The sequence below is a fragment of the Streptomyces sp. NPDC014676 genome, assembly GCF_043084105.1.
Classification (GTDB): Bacteria; Actinomycetota; Actinomycetes; order Streptomycetales; family Streptomycetaceae; genus Streptomyces.
The window spans coordinates 782,143-798,841 of sequence record NZ_JBIBZI010000003.1 but is presented as its reverse complement, the minus strand read 5'-3'; the positions used below and the strand labels follow the sequence as shown (position 1 = coordinate 798,841).

Sequence of the window (16,699 nt, the reverse complement as noted above, 5' to 3'; positions counted from 1 at the left end):
CGAGCGTGGGGAAGCAGCCGAGTGTGGGGAAGCAGCCGAGCGGGGAGAGAAGCCGAGCATGAGGAGCCGGTGACCGACGGTGACACCACTGAGGGTGCCCCCACGCCCTTTCGAGCAGTGGGGGAGGGCGTGCCAGGCCCCGCGTCTCCGGCGTGATCCGCCGGACAGGTCCTGGCGGGCACGCGGGACGCACGCACGGACCAGTCACCTGATGGGGTGAAGCAGAACGGGAAGAAGAGTCGGGGATCTTCCCGTTCTGTCCATCCTTGGGCATGCAGCGAAGCAACTCGGGGGACGTGAGGTACGACGATCCCTGGTACGACGCCCTGGCCTCGGGCTGGGGCGAGTCGGCCGGCCCGGCGGAGGCGGTACCGCCGGCCCGCCGCGCGGACGGGGCCGACGTCTACCTCGAAGTACAACGCAGCGCGGCCTTCCAGGAGGTGCGCAGCCGCTACCGGCGGTTCGTGGCCCCGGCGGTCACCGCCTTCCTCACCTGGTACGTGGCGTACGTCGTGACCGCCACGACCGCACCGGGACTGATGGCACGGCCCGTCGCGGGCGCCGTGAACCTGGGCATGCTCGCCGGGCTCGGCCAGTTCCTGACCACCTTCCTGCTCACCTGGGCCTACGTCCGCCACGCGCGGCTGCGCCGGGACCGGGCGGCGCTGGAACTGCGCTGGGACGCCCAGGAGCTGGCGCGCGGGAGAGGCGGCGCGGCATGACGGGTGATCACCAGGTGCCGGCGCTGCTGCTGTTCGGCGCGTTCGTCGCGGTGACCCTGGGCATCACGACCTGGGTGAGCCGCCACCGGCAGGGCTCGGCGGAGGAGTTCTACGTGGGCGGCCGGGGCTTCTCCCCGATGGAAAATGGTTTTGCCCTCGCGGGCGACTACATGTCGGCCGCGTCCTTCCTCGGCATCTCCGGACTCATCGCGCTCGTCGGCTACGACGGGATGCTCTACTCGGTGGGTTTCCTGGTGGCCTGGCTGGTGGTCCTGTTCCTGGTCGCGGAACTGGTGCGCAACTGCGGCCGGTTCACACTCGCCGACGTGGTCGCGGCACGCATGAGGGAGCGGCCGGTGCGGATCGCGGCGGGAACCTCCTCGGTCACCGTGTCCGTTCTGTATCTGGTGGCGCAGATGGTGGGCGCGGGCAGCCTGGTCGCGCTGCTGCTCGGCGGCACGGGTGAGGCGGCCCGCGCCTGGACCGTCGTAGGCGTCGGCGTCCTCATGGTCGTCTACGTGTCGTTGGGAGGGATGCGGGCCACCACCTGGATCCAGATCGTCAAGGCGGTCCTGCTGCTCGGCGGCACCATCGCGCTGACCGTCCTCGTCCTGCTGCGGTTCCACGGCGACGTCAACCGACTGCTCCTCACCGCCGCCGAACGCAGCGGTCACGGGAAGGCGTTCCTGGCGCCCGGGCTCGCCTACGGCGCGGACTGGACCGCGCGGTTCGACTTCATCAGCCTCGGTCTCGCGCTGGTGCTCGGCACGGCCGGGCTGCCGCACATCCTGTCCCGCTTCTACACCGTCCCCACCGCGCGGGCGGCGCGACGGTCGGTCGTCTGGGCGATCGGTCTCATCGGCGGTTTCTACCTGATGACGATCGTGCTCGGCTTCGGCGCCGCCGCCGTCATCGGACCGGACGCCGTACGCGCCTCGAACGCGTCCGGGAACACGGCGGTGCCCCTGCTCGCCCTCGACCTGGGCGGCGGCGCCGGCTCCACCGGCGGAACGATCCTGTTCGCGATCGTCGCAGCGGTCGCCTTCGCCACGATCCTCGCCGTGGTCGCCGGGATCACGCTCGCCTCCTCGGCGTCCGTCGCGCACGACCTGTACGCCTCCCTGCGCCGCCGGCGCGGGAAGCCGCGCAGCGAGGTGGCCGTCGCCCGCGTCGCCTCGGTCGGCATCGGCCTGGTCGCGATCGGCCTCGGCCTGCTGGCCCGTGACCTCAACGTCGCGTTCCTGGTGGGCCTCGCCTTCGCCGTGGCCGCGTCCGCGAACCTGCCCGTGCTGCTGTACTCGCTGTTCTGGCGCGGCTTCACCACACGCGGTGCCGTGTGGGCCGTGTACGGAGGCCTGGTCCCGGCCGTGGTGCTGGTGCTGCTGTCCCCCGTGGTGTCGGGCAGCCCCGCGTCCCTCTTCCCGGGGGCCGACTTCCAGCTCTTCCCGCTGCAGAACCCCGGTCTGGTCTCCGTCCCGCTGGGCTTCCTCGCGGGCTGGCTCGGCACGCTCACCTCGCCCGAGGTGCCCGACGAGGCCAAGCACGCGGAGACCGAGGTGCGCTCACTGACCGGTGCGGGGGCCGCGTAGGGCGCCCGGCGGAGACGGACGGCGCCGCCGTCCGCGGGAGTTCCCTGTCCGCCCCCGTGGACCGTGTCCTCAGGCGCGGGTCGCCCACGCGTAACGGTGTTCCGGGCGGCCCGCGTCGCCGTATCTCAGGGTCAGTGTGGCCCGTCCCGTGCGCTCCAGGAGCTTCAGATAGCGCTGGGCGGTCTGGCGGCTCACCCCCGTGCGTTCGGCGATCTCCTGGGCCGACAGCGGGCCGTCCGCGTTCATCAGGGACTGCCGTACGAGCTCCGCGGTGGTGGGGGAGTGCCCCTTGGGCAGCTGCGGCTCGGACGGCGCCGACAGCGCGCCGAAGATGCGGTCCACCTCCGCCTGCTCCGCCTCACCCCCGCCGTCGAGGGTGCGGCGCAGCTCCGCGTACGCCTCCAGCTTGGCGCGCAGCCCGGCGAAGGCGAACGGCTTGACCAGGTACTGCAGGGCGCCCTGGCGCATCGCCGCCTGCACCGTGGACACGTCACGGGCCGCCGTCACCATGATCACGTCGGTCTGGTGCCCGCGCCGGCGCATCTTCCGCACCACCTCGAGCCCCGTCTCGTCGGGCAGGTAGTGGTCCAGGAGGACGAGATCCAGCCGGGGCAGCGTCTCCAGCCGGCCGAGCGCCTCGGCCGCGCTGTGCGCCTGACCGGCGACACGGAAGCCGGGCACCTTCTCGACGTACGCGGCGTTGACCCGCGCGACCCGCACGTCGTCGTCCACGACCAGGACCTCGATCATTCCGACTCCTCCTCGGCGCTCCCCGGGGCGGACGCCCCGCTGAGCGCGGGTTCCGCGCCCGGCTCGGTCAGGGCCTCGGGCAGCACGACGGTGAACTCCGCGCCTCCGCCGGGCGCCTCGCCCACGTCCGCGCTGCCCCCCTGCCGCTCGGCGAGCCGGCGCACCAGCGGCAGTCCGATGCCCCGCTCGCGGTGGGCCGGCGGCTCCTTGGTCGACCAGCCCTCGGTGAAGATCAACTCGCGGTGCTCCGGCGGAATCCCGGGCCCGGTGTCGCGTACCACGAGCACCGCCGTACGGCCCTCGGCGCGCAGTTCGACCTCCACGCGCGCGTGCGGAGCGCCGGCGACGGCGTCCAGGGCGTTGTCCACCAGATTGCCGACGACGGTGACGAGCCCCCGGGGGTCGATCAGCCGGTCCGGGAGCCGGGTCCCGTCCGACACCCACAGCGCCACGCCGCGCTCGGCCGCGACCGTCGCCTTGCCCACCAGCAGCGCCGCGAGCAGCGGGTCCCGGATCTTCTCGGTGACCTGTTCCGACGTGGCCCGGTGATCACCGACCACCTCGCCGACGAACTCCACGGCGTCGTCGTACATCTCCAGCTCCAGCAGCCCCAGCAGGGTGTGCATGCGGTTGGCGTGCTCGTGGTCCTGGGCGCGCAGCGCGTCGATGAGTCCCCGCGTGGAGTCCAGCTCCCGGCCGAGCCGGTCCAGCTCCGTGCGGTCGCGCAGGGTGGCCACGGCGCCGCCGTCGTCCGTCGGCATCCGGTTGGCGACCAGCACCCGCCGGCCGCGGACGGTGAGCAGATCGGTACCGGTCACCCGTCCGGCCAGCACATCGGCGGTGCGTCCCGGGCCGAGCGCCAGGTCGGGGGAGTGGCCGACGGCCTCCTCACCGATCCCCAGCAGGCGCTGCGCCTCGTCGTTCAGCAGGCGGACGCGGCCGGTGCGGTCCAGGGCGACGACGCCCTCCCGGATGCCGTGCAGCATCGCCTCACGCTCCGCGAGCAGCGCCGCGATGTCCGAGAAGGCCAGGTCGCGGGTCTGCCGCTGCACCCGCCGGGAGATCAGCCAGGCCGCGAGCGCGCCCACGGCCAGGGCACCGCCGGCGTATGCGAACAGTCCCGGGATGGCGTGGATCAGCCGGGCCCGGACGCTGTCGTAGGCGATGCCGACGGAGACCGCCCCGACGATCTCCCCGTCGTCGTCCCGCAGCGGAACCTTGCCCCGCGCGGAGCGCCCCAGGGTGCCGTCGTCGATCTCCATGACGTCATGTCCGGCCAGCGCCTCACCGGGGTCGGTGGACACCAGGCCGCCGATCCGCTCAGGATCGGTGTGCGACCAGCGCACGCCCCGCGCGTCCAGCACCACGATGTACTCGGCACCGGTGGCCTTCCGGATCCGTTCCGCCTCCCGCTGCACCGGCCCGTCCGGGGACGGCGCCGTGCCGCGCAGGTCCCGCGCCAGCTGCGGCTGCTGGGCGGTGGTCTGCGCGATCGCGAGCGCGCGGCGCATCGCCTGGTCGTCCAGCTGGTCGCCGAGCGGCGCGAGGAACAGCCCGGTGGCCAGCACCGTGACTCCCGCGGCGATCGCCAGCTGCATCAGCAGGACCTGCGAGAACACCCGCCGTGGCAGGCCGAGGCGCAGGCGGCGTGCGGGGGGAGTGGAGCTCATACCCATGACGGTACGTGGACGGGCGCGGGGCGACGCGGGGGTGTGGCGGGGATCTCCCGGAGCCCGTGTCTCCGTGAGCGGGGGCGGTCAGCCCGCCAGCGCCGCCAGGGTCACCTCGCGGACGCCCACGACGTCCATCCGCGCGGGCGAGCCGAGCACCGACCCGCAGCTCTCCGGACGGGGCGGCAGGGACGCGCCCCGGGCGACCTCCACCAGCCACCGGCGCCCGTCCCCGTGGGCGACGGTCACTTCCCAGCGGGGCGCCGCACCGTCCGTCCGTACGACGCTCAGGGCCTCGGCGGCGTACTCGCCCACCGCGCGCCGGACGGCCAGCTCGGCCGCCTGACCGGGCCGCTCCCAGGCGGAACCTCCCCGGCATCCCTCGACGACGATCCGGCCCTCCTGGGCACCGTGCAGCACCTCCTTGACGGCGTGCGCCTCGGCCCGCCCGTACGCGTAGCCGTACGGCAGCACGAGCACCGTGGGGGAGAAGCGGTGGCCGCCCAGGTGGGTGACCTCCCAGACACCCTCGACCCCGGAGGCGGCGAGTTCGGCGGCCAGAGGGCGTCCGAGGAGGGCGCAGCAGCGGTCGCGTTTGCCGTTGGTGCAGACGAGGGCGAGGGGGGCGCCCTCATGGGGCCGTCCGCCGAGCGCGGTCGCGAGGGACTCCGGCTCGCCCCTGCCGAGCGCGGCGAAGTCGAGGTCGAGCAGGCGTCCGGGGTCCGTGGTGGTGGCGGTGTACAGCCACACGTTTCCGGGAACGGTGTGGGCCACGTACACCCGGCGCGCGGCGGGCGTCCGGCGGTCCGCGTGCCGTCCGGGCCGCCGTATGAGCGCGATCCGCACGCCGGCGCCCTGTGCGGCGGCCTCCAGGGCGCGGCCCAGCGCGGGGTCGAGGTGGCTGGAGGTGAGCGCCTTGGCACCCCAGGGGCCGGGCTGCTCCAGCAGCAGCCAGGTCCGCGCGGTGGCCGCGGTTCCCGCGACCGGCTCATCGAACTCACGGGAGACGTTCGAGCACGTGCTACTCACAAAGGTGAGCCTAACCTGACTTGGTCGCGAGTGGCTTGTCGGCCCGCCCGTGCGTCGTGGGCCGGTCACGTCCGTGGGCGCGCACGGCCCAAGGGTGACAATTGCATTGAACGAGGGTGATCATCGATTCTTCGCTTACTTGTCACTCTTGCGGAGGATTCTCCGGAGCCGGAGTGGGTGAACACGTCCGAGTGATAGGAATGCCGCACGCGCCGCGTCCGAGGGCTGTGACCGGATCCGGTCACCTGCGTGCCGCGCTCACCAGGGCTTGGATGTGAGAGAGACTGCCCTCGCGTTATCGCGCGGCAGCGGGCGCAGACGCGCTTGTGCCTTGAGACAAAGGAAATTGAACAGTGAGTCAGATCATCCGCCGCCTCGGCGTTGCTCCACGTCACCGAGGCAGCACGAATGGTGGGACGTGTCCCGACATTTTCGAGTTGGCCGACGGGAACTTCGCTGTTATCGGCACCGACATGACTGACTCCCTGGACGCGGACCTTCCCGTTGACGCGGCCCGCGCGGACTACGAGCGCATCGTCGTGATCACGCGCGAGACATTGGTCAGGGCGAAGGCGGACATTCCCGACGCGTGACCGCGTTCCTGGCGGACCGGGGTCCGGACGGTCCGGCGCACTGTCCGGCTTCCCGCCGTCAGCCGTCGGCGGGAAGCTCGCCGACCACCCACCATTCGTCGGTCTCCGCCTCCTCCAGTTGCCGGAGCAGGTCGTCGACGAGCAGTCCCATTTCCGCCTCTTCGGTGTTCGCGATGCTCGCCCGCTGCTGCTGAGTGGCGTACCAGTACTCCCTGACGATCGGATTCTGGAAAGTGCCCCGGGCGCGTTGGTAGAACTCCTCCTTGGACAGATTCCCGATGCGGTAATAGAACAGCAGGTTGGTGTACAAGGCGTTGGCGTACAGGTACTGCCGACGCTTCGCGGGAGAGGCGGACACCTCGAAGATGTCCAGGACCTCGGCGAGCTCGGGGTCGTCGATGGCCTTGCTCAGCAATTCCCAGTGCTGGCGCTGCTGGACCGCCAGATCGGCGTTCCGCTGAGTGTGTGCCTGCTTCTCCAGGCTCTCGAGACGCGCGTGCAGCGACTCGAGCGTGTGGCGCTGGGCCGCCACGGTGACGAGGACGCCCGCCGCCATGCCGAGACCGGCCAGAGCGACGGCACCGAGCCCCCGTATCCCACTGTTCTGTGTGGCCATGTCAAATACCCCCGATCGGGCCGCCGTCCGCCGGTCGTCGGGTTGCGGGTCGACTGTAGGGAACCGGCGAGCGGTGGGCGGCGCTTGCCGCCTTCCAGGGTGCCGAGCGGCTCTGATCGGCGGGAAGGCGGCCAGGCGGCGCACGGAGGGAAGCGAGGGTCGCACAAACCGGCGCCTTGCCCAACGTCTGCCCCGTGGATGCTGCTAACAATCGTTCACTTCGCCGCCGTTCCGGGTACTCGTATCCTGGACTGTCAGTCGGTTTTCCGTGCGCACGCCGTGAGCGAGCCGGTGTGCGCACAGGTGTGAGAGGGGTCGTGTGTCGGAGCGGAGCAGCGGGCGGCAGATTCCGGTGGTCGTCCTGGCCGGATTCCTCGGCTCGGGGAAGACCACCCTGCTCAACCACCTTCTCCACCGCAGCGGCGGCAGCCGCATCGGTGCCGTCGTCAACGACTTCGGGGCTGTCGAGATCGACGCGATGGCCGTCGCCGGGGCACTCGGTGACTCGACCGTGTCGCTGGGCAACGGGTGTCTGTGCTGTGCCGTGGACGGCAGCGAACTCGACGCGTACCTCGAGCGGCTAGCCCGCCCCTCCGCCGGGATCGACGTCATCGTCATCGAGGCCAGCGGCCTCGCCGAACCGCAGGAACTCGTGCGGATGGTGCTCGCCAGCGAGCATCCGGGCATCGTGTACGGCGGACTCGTCGAGGTCGTGGACGCCGCCGAGTTCGACGCCACCCGGGCCAGGCACCCGGAGATCGACCGGCACCTCGCCCTCGCGGACCTCGTGGTCGTCAACAAGGTGGACCGGGTCACCGACGCCGCGCGTGTACTGACCCTGGTCCGTTCCCTCGTCGACCGCGCGGCCGTCGTCCCCGCCACGCACGGCCGGGTCGACCCCGAGCTCCTCTTCGACTGCAGGCCGAGCGAGGAGCGCGTCGGGCAGCTGTCGTTCGACGACCTGCACCACGCCGACCACTCCGAGCACCTGCACGCCGCGTACGACAGCGTCTCCTTCGTCTCCGAGCGCCCGCTGGACCCACGGCGGCTGATCCGGTTCCTGGACAGCCGGCCCGAGGGGCTCTACCGGATCAAGGGGTACGTCGACTTCGGTCCGTACGACGTCGGCAACCGGTACGCCGTCCATGCCGTGGGACCGTTCCTGCGGTTCTACCCCGAGCCCTGGCCCGCCGGTGAGGAGCGGCTCACGCAGCTCGTCCTCATCGGCTCGGGCATCGACGCCACCGCCCTCGGCGAGGAGCTGGAGGCGTGCGTGAGCGACGGCGCCCCACACGCCGACGACCACGGCATGTGGGGCGTTCTCCGCTATGTGCGGGGGGCGGCGGAGGACCCGGCGGCCTAGGGGGTGCCGTTTGGATCAGGTCGGCTCCAGGGAGCGGTGCCTCGCAGCCGAGCCGAGCGGGGTCTGGTGGTGGGGGCACCTCCCACGCCCTTCAGGCAGTGGGGGAGCATCGCAAGGCGGAGGAGGGCGCCAGGGCGGAGCCCTGGCAACCGACGACAACGCGGCGAGGCGCGGTGCCAGACCCCGCGACCCCGACAAGATCCATACGAGACCCCCTAAGCCGGGCCCGCCACCACCGACACCGTCTTCGGCAGGGAGATGCCCGAGCCGTCACGGCGCGGGTCGGGCTCCGGGAGGGCCACCGCCGTGCCGTTCTTCTGCGCGGCACGGGCCGGGAGCGGGCCCGCCCAGGCGAAGGCCAGGCAGTCCTCGCCCTTCAGGAACCGCTGGCAGCGCACGCCGCCGGTGGCCCGGCCCTTGCGCGGGTACTGGTCGAACGGAGTCAGCTTGGCCGTCGTCTGGACCGAGTCGTCCAGCGTGCCCCGCGAACCCGCGACCGTGAACACCACCGCGTCCGCGGCCGGGTCGACCGCGGTGAAGGAGATGACCTTCGCCCCCTCGGTGAGCTTGATGCCCGCCATGCCGCCCGCGGGACGGCCCTGCGGGCGGACCTGCGCGGCCGGGTAGCGCAGCAGCTGGGCGTCGTCGCTGATGAAGACCAGGTCCTCCTCGCCCGTGCGCAGCTCGACCGCGCCGACGATCCGGTCGCCCTCCTTGAGCGTGATGACCTCCAGCTCCTCCTTGCTGGAGGGGTAGTCGGGCACCACGCGCTTGACGATTCCCTGTTCCGTGCCGAGCGCCAGACCCGGCGACGACTCGTCGAGCGTGGTCAGGCACACCACCTGCTCGTCGTCCTCCAGGGACACGAACTCGGCCAGGGGCGCTCCGCCCGAGAGGTTCGGCGTCGGCATCGTCTGGGGGAGCTGCGGCAGGTCGATCACGTTCAGCCGGAGCAGTCGGCCGGACGAGGTGACGACGCCGATCTCACCGCGGGCCGTCGCCGGCACCGCCGAGACGATCACGTCGTGCTTGACCCGCTTGCCGTCGTCGGCGAGCGGCTCGTTGTCCGCCGTACGGGCGAGCAGGCCCGTGGAGGACAGCAGCACCCGGCACGGGTCGTCCGCCACCTGCAGCGGTACGGTGGCGGCCGGGGCGCCGGCCGACTCCAGCAGCAGCGTACGGCGGTCGTTGCCGAACTTCTTCGCCACCGCGGCCAGCTCCGCGGAGACCAGCTTGCGCAGCTCCGCGTCCGAGTCCAGGATCCGGGTCAGCTCCTCGATCTCCGCGTTCAGCCGGTCCTGCTCGGCCTCCAGCTCGATCCGGTCGTACTTGGTGAGGCGGCGCAGCGGCGTGTCCAGGATGTACTGGGTCTGGATGTCGCTGAGGGAGAACCGCTCGATCAGGCGCTGCTTGGCCTGCGCGGAGTTCTCGCTGGAGCGGATGAGGCGGATGACCTCGTCGATGTCCACCAGGGCCGTGAGCAGGCCCTCGACCAGGTGGAGGCGGTCGCGCCGCTTGCCGCGGCGGAACTCCGAACGCCGGCGCACGACGTCGAAGCGGTGGTCGAGGTAGACCTCCAGGAGTTCCTTGAGGCCCAGGGTGAGCGGCTGGCCGTCCACCAGCGCCACGTTGTTGATGCCGAAGGACTCCTCCATCGGCGTCAGCTTGTAGAGCTGCTCCAGGACCGCTTCCGGCACGAAGCCGTTCTTGATCTCGATGACCAGCCGCAGACCGTGCTCGCGGTCGGTGAGGTCCTTGACGTCGGCGATGCCCTGGAGCTTCTTCGAACCGACCAGGTCCTTGATCTTGCCGATCACCTTCTCCGGGCCGACCGTGAACGGCAGCTCGGTGACGACGAGGCCCTTGCGGCGGGCCGTCACGTCCTCCACGGTGACCGTCGCGCGGATCTTGAACGTGCCGCGGCCCTTCTCGTAGGCGTCCCGCACGCCGGACAGGCCGACGATCCGGCCGCCGGTGGGCAGGTCGGGGCCCGGGACGTGCTTCATCAGGGCGTCGAGGTCGGCGTTCGGATACCTGATCAGGTGCCGCGCGGCCGCGACGACCTCACGCAGGTTGTGCGGCGGCATGTTGGTGGCCATGCCGACGGCGATGCCCGACGCGCCGTTCACCAGCAGGTTCGGGAAGGCGGCGGGCAGCGCCACCGGCTCCTGCTCCTGCCCGTCGTAGTTGGGCGCGAAGTCGACCGTGTCCTCGTCGATGGACTCGGTCATCAGGCTGGTGGCCTCGGCCATCCGGCACTCGGTGTACCGCATGGCGGCGGGCGGGTCGTCGTTGCCCAGCGAGCCGAAGTTGCCGTGGCCGTCGACCAGGGGGACGCGCATCGAGAACGGCTGGGCCATGCGCACCAGGGCGTCGTAGATCGACGCGTCGCCGTGGGGGTGCAGCTTGCCCATGACCTCGCCGACCACGCGGGCGCACTTCACGTAACCGCGCTCGGGCCGCAGGCCCATCTCGTTCATCTGGTAGACGATGCGGCGGTGTACCGGCTTGAGACCGTCGCGCGCGTCCGGCAGGGCGCGGGAGTAGATGACCGAGTACGCGTACTCGAGGAAGGAGCCCTGCATCTCGTCGACGACGTCGATGTCGAGGATCTTCTCCTCGTACGAGTCGTCGGGCGGCGGGGTCTTCGTGCTGCGGCGGGCCATCGCTGCCGGCTCCTTGCTGAAGCGTGGGGACGGGATCTGACGCGGACCATTGTGGACCGTCGCACTGACAGGCGGGACCAGGGCCCGGTCGTGGGTGCCTCTGGGGAGGGCAGGGTACGCGGCGTGTACGGGCCGCTTTCGCGCGGGGTTCCTGGTGATCGGGGTGACGTGGGCCGGGGGTGGGTCGCGCGGCCCGGCGCCTACGGGGTGCCTCCCCCGGAGCCCACCCGTGCCGCCCTGCGGCACGACTGCCCGCGGTGGCGGCGGGGCGGCTGTCCGCGGTGCGGCGGCCCGGCATTCTCGCTCTCGGCGTAGCCCGCCCCCGCCGGGAACTTCCTCGGGGGTCCGCGCGCTTGCATACAGTGGCAGGACCGGCAGAAACGGCGGTATCGACGACCGCCTCCGCGATCGAAGGGACGTACATGCCCATGGGTCACACGGCCACAGCCCAGGCAGGCTCCGGCGGGCTGACAGCGACCGAACACCGCCTGGCCAACGGCCTGCGCGTGGTGCTCTCCGAGGACCACCTGACCCCGGTCGCCGCGGTGTGCCTCTGGTACGACGTGGGTTCGCGCCACGAAGTCAAGGGACGTACGGGTCTGGCTCACCTTTTCGAGCACCTGATGTTCCAGGGCTCCGCCCAGGTGAAGGGCAACGGCCACTTCGAGCTGGTCCAGGGCGCCGGCGGCTCCCTCAACGGCACCACCAGCTTCGAGCGCACCAACTACTTCGAGACCATGCCCGCCCACCAGCTGGAGCTCGCCCTCTGGCTGGAGGCCGACCGCATGGGCTCCCTGCTGACCGCCCTGGACGACGAGTCCATGGAGAACCAGCGGGACGTCGTCAAGAACGAGCGCCGCCAGCGCTACGACAACGTCCCCTACGGCACCGCCTTCGAGAAGCTGACCGCCCTCGCCTACCCGGAGGGCCACCCGTACCACCACACGCCCATCGGCTCGATGGCGGACCTGGACGCGGCCACCCTGGAGGACGCCCGCCAGTTCTTCCGCACGTACTACGCGCCGAACAACGCCGTGCTCTCCGTCGTCGGCGACATCGACCCGGAGCGGACGCTCGCCTGGATCGAGAAGTACTTCGGCTCCATCCCGGGCCACGACGGCAAGCCCGCCCCGCGCGACGGTTCGCTGCCCGACGTCATCGGCGGGCAGCTCCGCGAGATCGTCGAGGAGGAGGTCCCCGCGCGTGCGCTGATGGCCGCCTACCGCCTGCCGGAGGACGGCACGCGCGCGTGCGACGCCGCCGACCTGGCGCTCACCGTCCTCGGCGGCGGCGAGTCCTCGCGGCTCTACAACCGGCTGGTACGGCGCGACCGCACGGCCGTGGCCGCCGGCTTCGGCCTGCTGCGGCTGGCCGGGGCGCCCTCCCTGGGCTGGCTGGACGTGAAGACGTCCGGCGACGTGGAGGTGCCGGTCATCGAGGCCGCCATCGACGAGGAGCTCGCCCGGTTCGCCGAGCAGGGCCCCACGGCCGAGGAGATGGAGCGCGCGCAGGCCCAGCTGGAGCGCGAGTGGCTGGACCGGCTCGGCACGGTCGCCGGCCGCGCCGACGAACTGTGCCGGTACGCCGTCCTGTTCGGCGACCCGCAGCTCGCCCTGACCGCCGTACAGCGCGTCCTGGAGGTGACGGCGGAGGAGGTGCGGGAGGTCGCCAAGGCCCGCCTGCGCCCCGACAACCGCGCGGTGCTCGTCTACGAGCCCGTCGCCCCGGAAGCCGGAGACGCCGAGGACACCGAGGAAGCCGCCGCAGCCGCCGGCACCGACGAGAACGAGGAGGCGGCGAAGTGACCGAGCTCGCCACGATGGACTTCCACCCGCAGCCGCAGGCGGGCGACGCCAAGCCCTGGGCCTTCCCGGCCCCCGAGCGCGGCACGCTCGACAACGGCCTGACCGTGCTGCGCTGCCACCGCCCCGGCCAGCAGGTCGTCGCCGTCGAGGTGCTCCTCGACGCGCCCCTGGAGGCCGAGCCGGCCGGCCTCGACGGTGTCGCCACGATCATGGCGCGGGCCTTCTCCGAGGGCACCGACAAGCACTCCGCCGAGGAGTTCGCCGCCGAGCTGGAGCGCTGCGGCGCCACCCTGGACGCGCACGCCGACCACCCCGGCGTCCGCCTCAGCCTGGAGGTCCCGGCCTCGCGGCTCACCAAGGGGCTCGGGCTGCTCGCCGACGCGCTCAGGGCGCCGGCGTTCGCCGACAGCGAGGTCGAGCGGCTGGTCCGCAACCGCCTCGACGAGATCCCGCACGAGCTGGCCAACCCCTCCCGCCGCGCCGCCAAGGAGCTCTCCAAGGAGCTGTTCCCGGCGAGTGCCCGTATGTCGCGTCCGCGCCAGGGCACCGAGGAGACGGTCGCCGGCATCGACTCCGCGGCCGTACGCGCCTTCTACGAGAAGCACGTCCGTCCCGCCACGGCGACCGCCGTGGTCGTCGGCGACCTCACCGGTATCGACCTGGACGCGCTGCTCGGCGACACGCTGGGCGCCTGGACCGGCTCCCCGGCGCAGCCGCGGCCCGTCCCGCCGGTGGTCGCCGACGACACCGGGCGCGTCGTGATCGTGGACCGTCCCGGCGCCGTCCAGACGCAGCTGCTGATCGGCCGTATCGGCGCGGACCGGCACGACCGGGTGTGGCCCGCGCAGGTGCTCGGCACGTACTGCCTCGGCGGCACCCTCACCTCCCGCCTGGACCGCGTGCTGCGCGAGGAGAAGGGCTACACCTACGGCGTGCGGGCGTTCGGACAGGTCCTCAGGTCCGCCCCGGACGGCACGGGTGCGGCGATGCTGGCCATCAGCGGCTCAGTGGACACGCCGAACACCGGCCCCGCTCTCGAGGACCTGTGGACGGTGCTGCGCACGCTCGCCGCGGAGGGGCTCACCGACGACGAGCGCGATGTCGCCGTGCAGAACCTCGTGGGCGTGGCGCCGCTCAAGTACGAGACCGCCGCGGCCGTCGCGAGCACCCTGGCCGACCAGGTCGAGCAGCACCTGCCCGACCACTACCAGGCCGACCTGTACCGGCAGTTGGCCGCGACCGGCACCGTGGAGGCCACCGCGGCCGTCGTGAACGCCTTCCCGGTGGACCGCCTGGTGACCGTCCTCGTCGGTGACGCGGCGCAGATCAAGGCGCCCGTCGAGGCCCTCGGTATCGGTGAAGTCACCGTCGTGACGGCCGAGTAGCGAGCCGCGAGGACGCACGCGCGGCGGGCCCTGGTGACACGAAAGTCACCAGGGCCCGCTTATGCCCGAATCGGGGCGGAAGTTGCCTGTCTGGCCTGTGGGATGCGCTACAAAACCCGTGATTCGTTTGAGGATCGGGAGACGGCCCGCTTAGCTTCGTCCGGGCTGTTCGTCGGGCAGTGCGCCGCATCCGCGGCACCGGACAGTCATCGCCGAGTCCCCCTGAGGCGCGAGCCGGGGGAGCCGGGGACCCACCGCAGTCCCTGGGGTGAATCGGACGCCCGCGCGTGTCGCGAGGGGGCCCGTAGGAGACCTTCCTGCTCCGAACCCGTCAGCTAACCCGGTAGGCGAGAGGGAAGGAAAGGACCAGCCTGTACATGGCGTTCACCCGCGCCCCGGGCAAGCACCGTCGTCCCGGCCGGACGCAGCGCGGCACCGCCCGCGTGGCGGGCGTCGCGGCGCTCACCACCACCGGCGTCGTCGGCTCCCTCGCGGCCCCCGCGCTCGCCGCCGAGCCCGCTGCCGCACAGACCGGCCTCACGCCCGTCGTCACCCTCGGCGACGCGGTCGCCGACCGGATCGACGCCCAGGCGGCCGCCCAGCACGAGGCCGCCCGGGAGGCGGCCGAGGCCGCCGCGCGCAAGGCCGCAGAGGAGGCCGCGCGCGAGAAGGCCGCCAAGGAGGCCGAGGAGGCCCGCGCGGAGAAGGAGCGCGCCGCGCGGGAGGCCGAGCGCGAGCGCCTCAACACCTTCGTCTCCCCGATCCCCGGCTCGTACGTCTCGACCGGTTACCAGGCCGGCAGCTCGCTGTGGTCCTCCGGCAGCCACACCGGTGTCGACTTCCACGCGGCGAGCGGCACCCCCGTCCAGTCGGTCGGCGTCGGCACCGTCGTCGAGGCCGGCTGGGGCGGCTCGTACGGCAACCAGGTCGTCATCAAGATGCACGACGGCACGTACACCCAGTACGGCCACCTGTCGTCCATCGGCGTCTCGGTGGGCCAGCAGGTGGCCGCCGGGCAGCAGATCGGCCTCTCCGGCGCCACCGGCAACGTCACGGGCGCGCACCTGCACTTCGAGGCCCGCACGGGCGCCGACTACGGCTCCGACCTCGACCCCGTCGCCTACCTCCGCGCGCACGGCGTGAACCTCTGACCCGCTCGCTTCCCGATGCCCCGGCTCCCCGAGCCGGGGCATCGGTGTTTCCGGGCGTCGCCTGTCCAAAAAATATGCATGGATTCCGGTCCGCCGTCGTGAATTCCCGCCGATTGCAATAGAGTCACGGAACACACGTCAATCGTCGACGTTTCACGGGGATTAAGCCGGAGGTTCGTCATGCGTATTCCCGCGCACTCGGTGTGCACGGCGATCCGGGACGACATCGTCGCGGGTGTCCACGAGCGCGGCGGCCGGCTCACCGAGGAAGTGCTCGCCCGCCGTTACGGTGTCTCCCGCGTTCCCGTCCGGGAGGCGCTGCGCACGCTGGAGGCCGAGGGATTCGTGGTGACCCGGCGGCACGCGGGCGCGTGCGTCGCGGAACCCACCGAGCAGGAGGCCGCCGACCTGCTGGAGATGCGCGTGCTCCTCGAGCCCCTCGGTGCCTCCCGCGCGGCCCAGCGCCGCACCGAGGCCCATCTGAAGGTGCTGCGCGGCCTGGTCCGGCTGGGGCAGGAACGCGCCCGCCAGGGCAACAGCGACGACCTGCGCTCCCTGAGCGGCTGGTTCCACGAGACGCTCGCCCAGGCCACCGGCAGTCCGGCACTGACCTCGGCACTGACCCAGCTGCGGCACAAGATCGCCTGGATGTACGCCACCGAGGGGCCGTCCGACCCCGTCGAGTACTGGGCGGAGCACGGCGCGATCGTGGACGCCGTGGCGCGCGGTGACGGCGACCGCGCGCGGTCCGTCACGGCGCTGCACACCGAGCGCGCGAGCGCCGGGCACCGCCTGCGTTTCGCCCCGGGCGCCGGCCGCGCGGACCGTGTGAGGAACTCGCAACATGCCGTAAACATGCCGAGCGTTCGGCATTAACACGGGTGCCGTATACAAAGAGGGAGCATTTCTCGGGGTTTATTCACGCTGCCCGTAAAAGGGGAAAGCTGCCCGCGGAAGGAAAAATCTGCCCGTGACGGGGGAAAGCGAAAGGCCCGCCCGGCGGTCCGGGCGGGCCTTTCGGCATGACGTCCTCAGACGGTCTCGGGGAGTTCCTCGAGACCCTCGGCGACCAGCTTCGCCAGACGGTCGAGGGCGGCGTCCGCGCCCTCGGCGTCGGACGCGAGGACGATCTCCTCGCCGCCCTGGGCGCCCAGGCTCAGGACAGCCAGCATGGAGGCCGCGTTGACGGGGTCGCCCCCGGCCTTGGCGATCGTCACCGGGACGCCTGCGGCCGTGGCGGCTCGGACGAAGATGGAGGCGGGGCGGGCGTGGAGACCCTCGGCCCAGCCGACGTTGACGCGGCGCTCAGCCATGTGTTGCTGCCCTTCGCTGTTCAGGGTTGTCTAGACCAGTTTCCCAC

The 16,699-nt window shown here is 72.0% G+C and carries 14 protein-coding genes and 1 riboswitch; of the genes, 8 read left to right on the top strand and 6 right to left on the bottom strand.

Going from position 1 to position 16,699, the window contains the following annotated elements; all coding sequences use genetic code 11:
* Positions 1-272 precede the first annotated feature (272 nt).
* The gene (locus tag ACF1DX_RS12180) at positions 273-722 is read left to right on the top strand and encodes a DUF485 domain-containing protein (RefSeq protein ID WP_391791092.1); all 450 of its coding nucleotides are present in this window, start codon (positions 273-275) and stop codon (positions 720-722) included.
* Entirely contained in the window at positions 719-2,311 is a 1,593-nt protein-coding gene (locus ACF1DX_RS12175) for a cation acetate symporter (RefSeq protein ID WP_391791091.1), read from the top strand. Before ACF1DX_RS12180 ends, ACF1DX_RS12175 begins: the two co-directional genes overlap by 4 nt.
* A gap of 69 nt (positions 2,312-2,380) precedes the next feature.
* Here the strand turns inward: ACF1DX_RS12175 and ACF1DX_RS12170 are convergent, their stop codons facing one another.
* The 3 genes from ACF1DX_RS12170 to ACF1DX_RS12160 all read right to left on the bottom strand — a co-directional run bounded on the left by ACF1DX_RS12170 (position 2,381) and on the right by ACF1DX_RS12160 (position 5,760).
* Entirely contained in the window at positions 2,381-3,061 is a 681-nt protein-coding gene (locus ACF1DX_RS12170; protein WP_391791090.1) for a response regulator, read from the bottom strand.
* Positions 3,058-4,731: an ATP-binding protein gene (locus ACF1DX_RS12165; protein WP_391791089.1), complete on the bottom strand. Its 1,674-nt coding sequence runs from the start codon at positions 4,729-4,731 to the stop codon at positions 3,058-3,060. Before ACF1DX_RS12165 ends, ACF1DX_RS12170 begins: the two co-directional genes overlap by 4 nt.
* 87 nt (positions 4,732-4,818) lie before the next feature.
* Complete coding sequence (locus ACF1DX_RS12160; RefSeq protein WP_391791088.1) at positions 4,819-5,760, bottom strand: sucrase ferredoxin; 942 nt, start codon at positions 5,758-5,760, stop codon at positions 4,819-4,821.
* 353 nt (positions 5,761-6,113) lie between these two features.
* Between ACF1DX_RS12160 and ACF1DX_RS12155 the strand changes: the two genes are divergently transcribed.
* On the top strand, positions 6,114-6,353 hold the full coding sequence (locus ACF1DX_RS12155) for a hypothetical protein (RefSeq protein ID WP_391791087.1): 240 nt from the start codon (positions 6,114-6,116) through the stop codon (positions 6,351-6,353).
* A gap of 58 nt (positions 6,354-6,411) precedes the next feature.
* On the opposite strand, the gene ACF1DX_RS12150 is transcribed toward ACF1DX_RS12155, so the two are convergent.
* Positions 6,412-6,969 carry a DUF6082 family protein gene (locus tag ACF1DX_RS12150; protein WP_391791086.1) on the bottom strand — a complete coding sequence of 186 codons (558 nt, stop codon included), beginning with the start codon at positions 6,967-6,969 and terminating at the stop codon, positions 6,412-6,414.
* A gap of 319 nt (positions 6,970-7,288) precedes the next feature.
* Between ACF1DX_RS12150 and ACF1DX_RS12145 the strand changes: the two genes are divergently transcribed.
* Positions 7,289-8,332, top strand: a complete 1,044-nt coding sequence (locus ACF1DX_RS12145) for a CobW family GTP-binding protein (protein ID WP_391791085.1) — start codon at positions 7,289-7,291, stop codon at positions 8,330-8,332.
* Positions 8,333-8,547: 215 nt separating this feature from the next.
* Here the strand turns inward: ACF1DX_RS12145 and ACF1DX_RS12140 are convergent, their stop codons facing one another.
* Positions 8,548-10,998, bottom strand: coding sequence for a DNA topoisomerase (ATP-hydrolyzing) subunit A (locus ACF1DX_RS12140; protein ID WP_391791084.1), 2,451 nt, complete (start codon positions 10,996-10,998; stop codon positions 8,548-8,550).
* 422 nt (positions 10,999-11,420) lie between these two features.
* Here ACF1DX_RS12140 and ACF1DX_RS12135 point away from each other — a divergent pair, with 422 nt between their 5' ends.
* The 4 genes from ACF1DX_RS12135 to ACF1DX_RS12120 all read left to right on the top strand — a co-directional run bounded on the left by ACF1DX_RS12135 (position 11,421) and on the right by ACF1DX_RS12120 (position 16,215).
* Positions 11,421-12,803, top strand: coding sequence for a M16 family metallopeptidase (locus ACF1DX_RS12135; protein WP_391791083.1), 1,383 nt, complete (start codon positions 11,421-11,423; stop codon positions 12,801-12,803).
* Positions 12,800-14,188, top strand: coding sequence for a pitrilysin family protein (locus ACF1DX_RS12130; RefSeq protein WP_030862117.1), 1,389 nt, complete (start codon positions 12,800-12,802; stop codon positions 14,186-14,188). The genes ACF1DX_RS12135 and ACF1DX_RS12130 overlap by 4 nt, the downstream gene beginning before the upstream one ends.
* 200 nt (positions 14,189-14,388) lie before the next feature.
* A riboswitch (cyclic di-AMP (ydaO/yuaA leader) is annotated at positions 14,389-14,553 on the top strand.
* A gap of 12 nt (positions 14,554-14,565) precedes the next feature.
* Complete coding sequence (locus ACF1DX_RS12125; protein ID WP_391791082.1) at positions 14,566-15,339, top strand: M23 family metallopeptidase; 774 nt, start codon at positions 14,566-14,568, stop codon at positions 15,337-15,339.
* 180 nt (positions 15,340-15,519) lie between these two features.
* Entirely contained in the window at positions 15,520-16,215 is a 696-nt protein-coding gene (locus ACF1DX_RS12120) for a GntR family transcriptional regulator (RefSeq protein WP_391791081.1), read from the top strand.
* Positions 16,216-16,370: 155 nt separating this feature from the next.
* Here the strand turns inward: ACF1DX_RS12120 and ACF1DX_RS12115 are convergent, their stop codons facing one another.
* Positions 16,371-16,652: an HPr family phosphocarrier protein gene (locus tag ACF1DX_RS12115; RefSeq protein WP_030862123.1), complete on the bottom strand. Its 282-nt coding sequence runs from the start codon at positions 16,650-16,652 to the stop codon at positions 16,371-16,373.
* Positions 16,653-16,699 lie beyond the last annotated feature (47 nt).

Excerpts from the sequence above, each read along its gene's own strand:
- ACF1DX_RS12120 (WP_391791081.1), top strand. The coding sequence starts at position 15,520 with ATGCGTATTCCCGCGCACTCGGTGTGCACGGCGATCCGGGACGACATC.
- ACF1DX_RS12150 (WP_391791086.1), bottom strand. The coding sequence starts at position 6,969 with ATGGCCACACAGAACAGTGGGATACGGGGGCTCGGTGCCGTCGCTCTG.
- ACF1DX_RS12125 (WP_391791082.1), top strand. The coding sequence starts at position 14,566 with ATGGCGTTCACCCGCGCCCCGGGCAAGCACCGTCGTCCCGGCCGGACG.
- ACF1DX_RS12180 (WP_391791092.1), top strand. The coding sequence starts at position 273 with ATGCAGCGAAGCAACTCGGGGGACGTGAGGTACGACGATCCCTGGTAC.
- ACF1DX_RS12140 (WP_391791084.1), bottom strand. The coding sequence starts at position 10,998 with ATGGCCCGCCGCAGCACGAAGACCCCGCCGCCCGACGACTCGTACGAG.
- ACF1DX_RS12175 (WP_391791091.1), top strand. The coding sequence starts at position 719 with ATGACGGGTGATCACCAGGTGCCGGCGCTGCTGCTGTTCGGCGCGTTC.
- ACF1DX_RS12135 (WP_391791083.1), top strand. The coding sequence starts at position 11,421 with ATGCCCATGGGTCACACGGCCACAGCCCAGGCAGGCTCCGGCGGGCTG.
- ACF1DX_RS12170 (WP_391791090.1), bottom strand. The coding sequence starts at position 3,061 with ATGATCGAGGTCCTGGTCGTGGACGACGACGTGCGGGTCGCGCGGGTC.
- ACF1DX_RS12165 (WP_391791089.1), bottom strand. The coding sequence starts at position 4,731 with ATGAGCTCCACTCCCCCCGCACGCCGCCTGCGCCTCGGCCTGCCACGG.
- ACF1DX_RS12115 (WP_030862123.1), bottom strand. The coding sequence starts at position 16,652 with ATGGCTGAGCGCCGCGTCAACGTCGGCTGGGCCGAGGGTCTCCACGCC.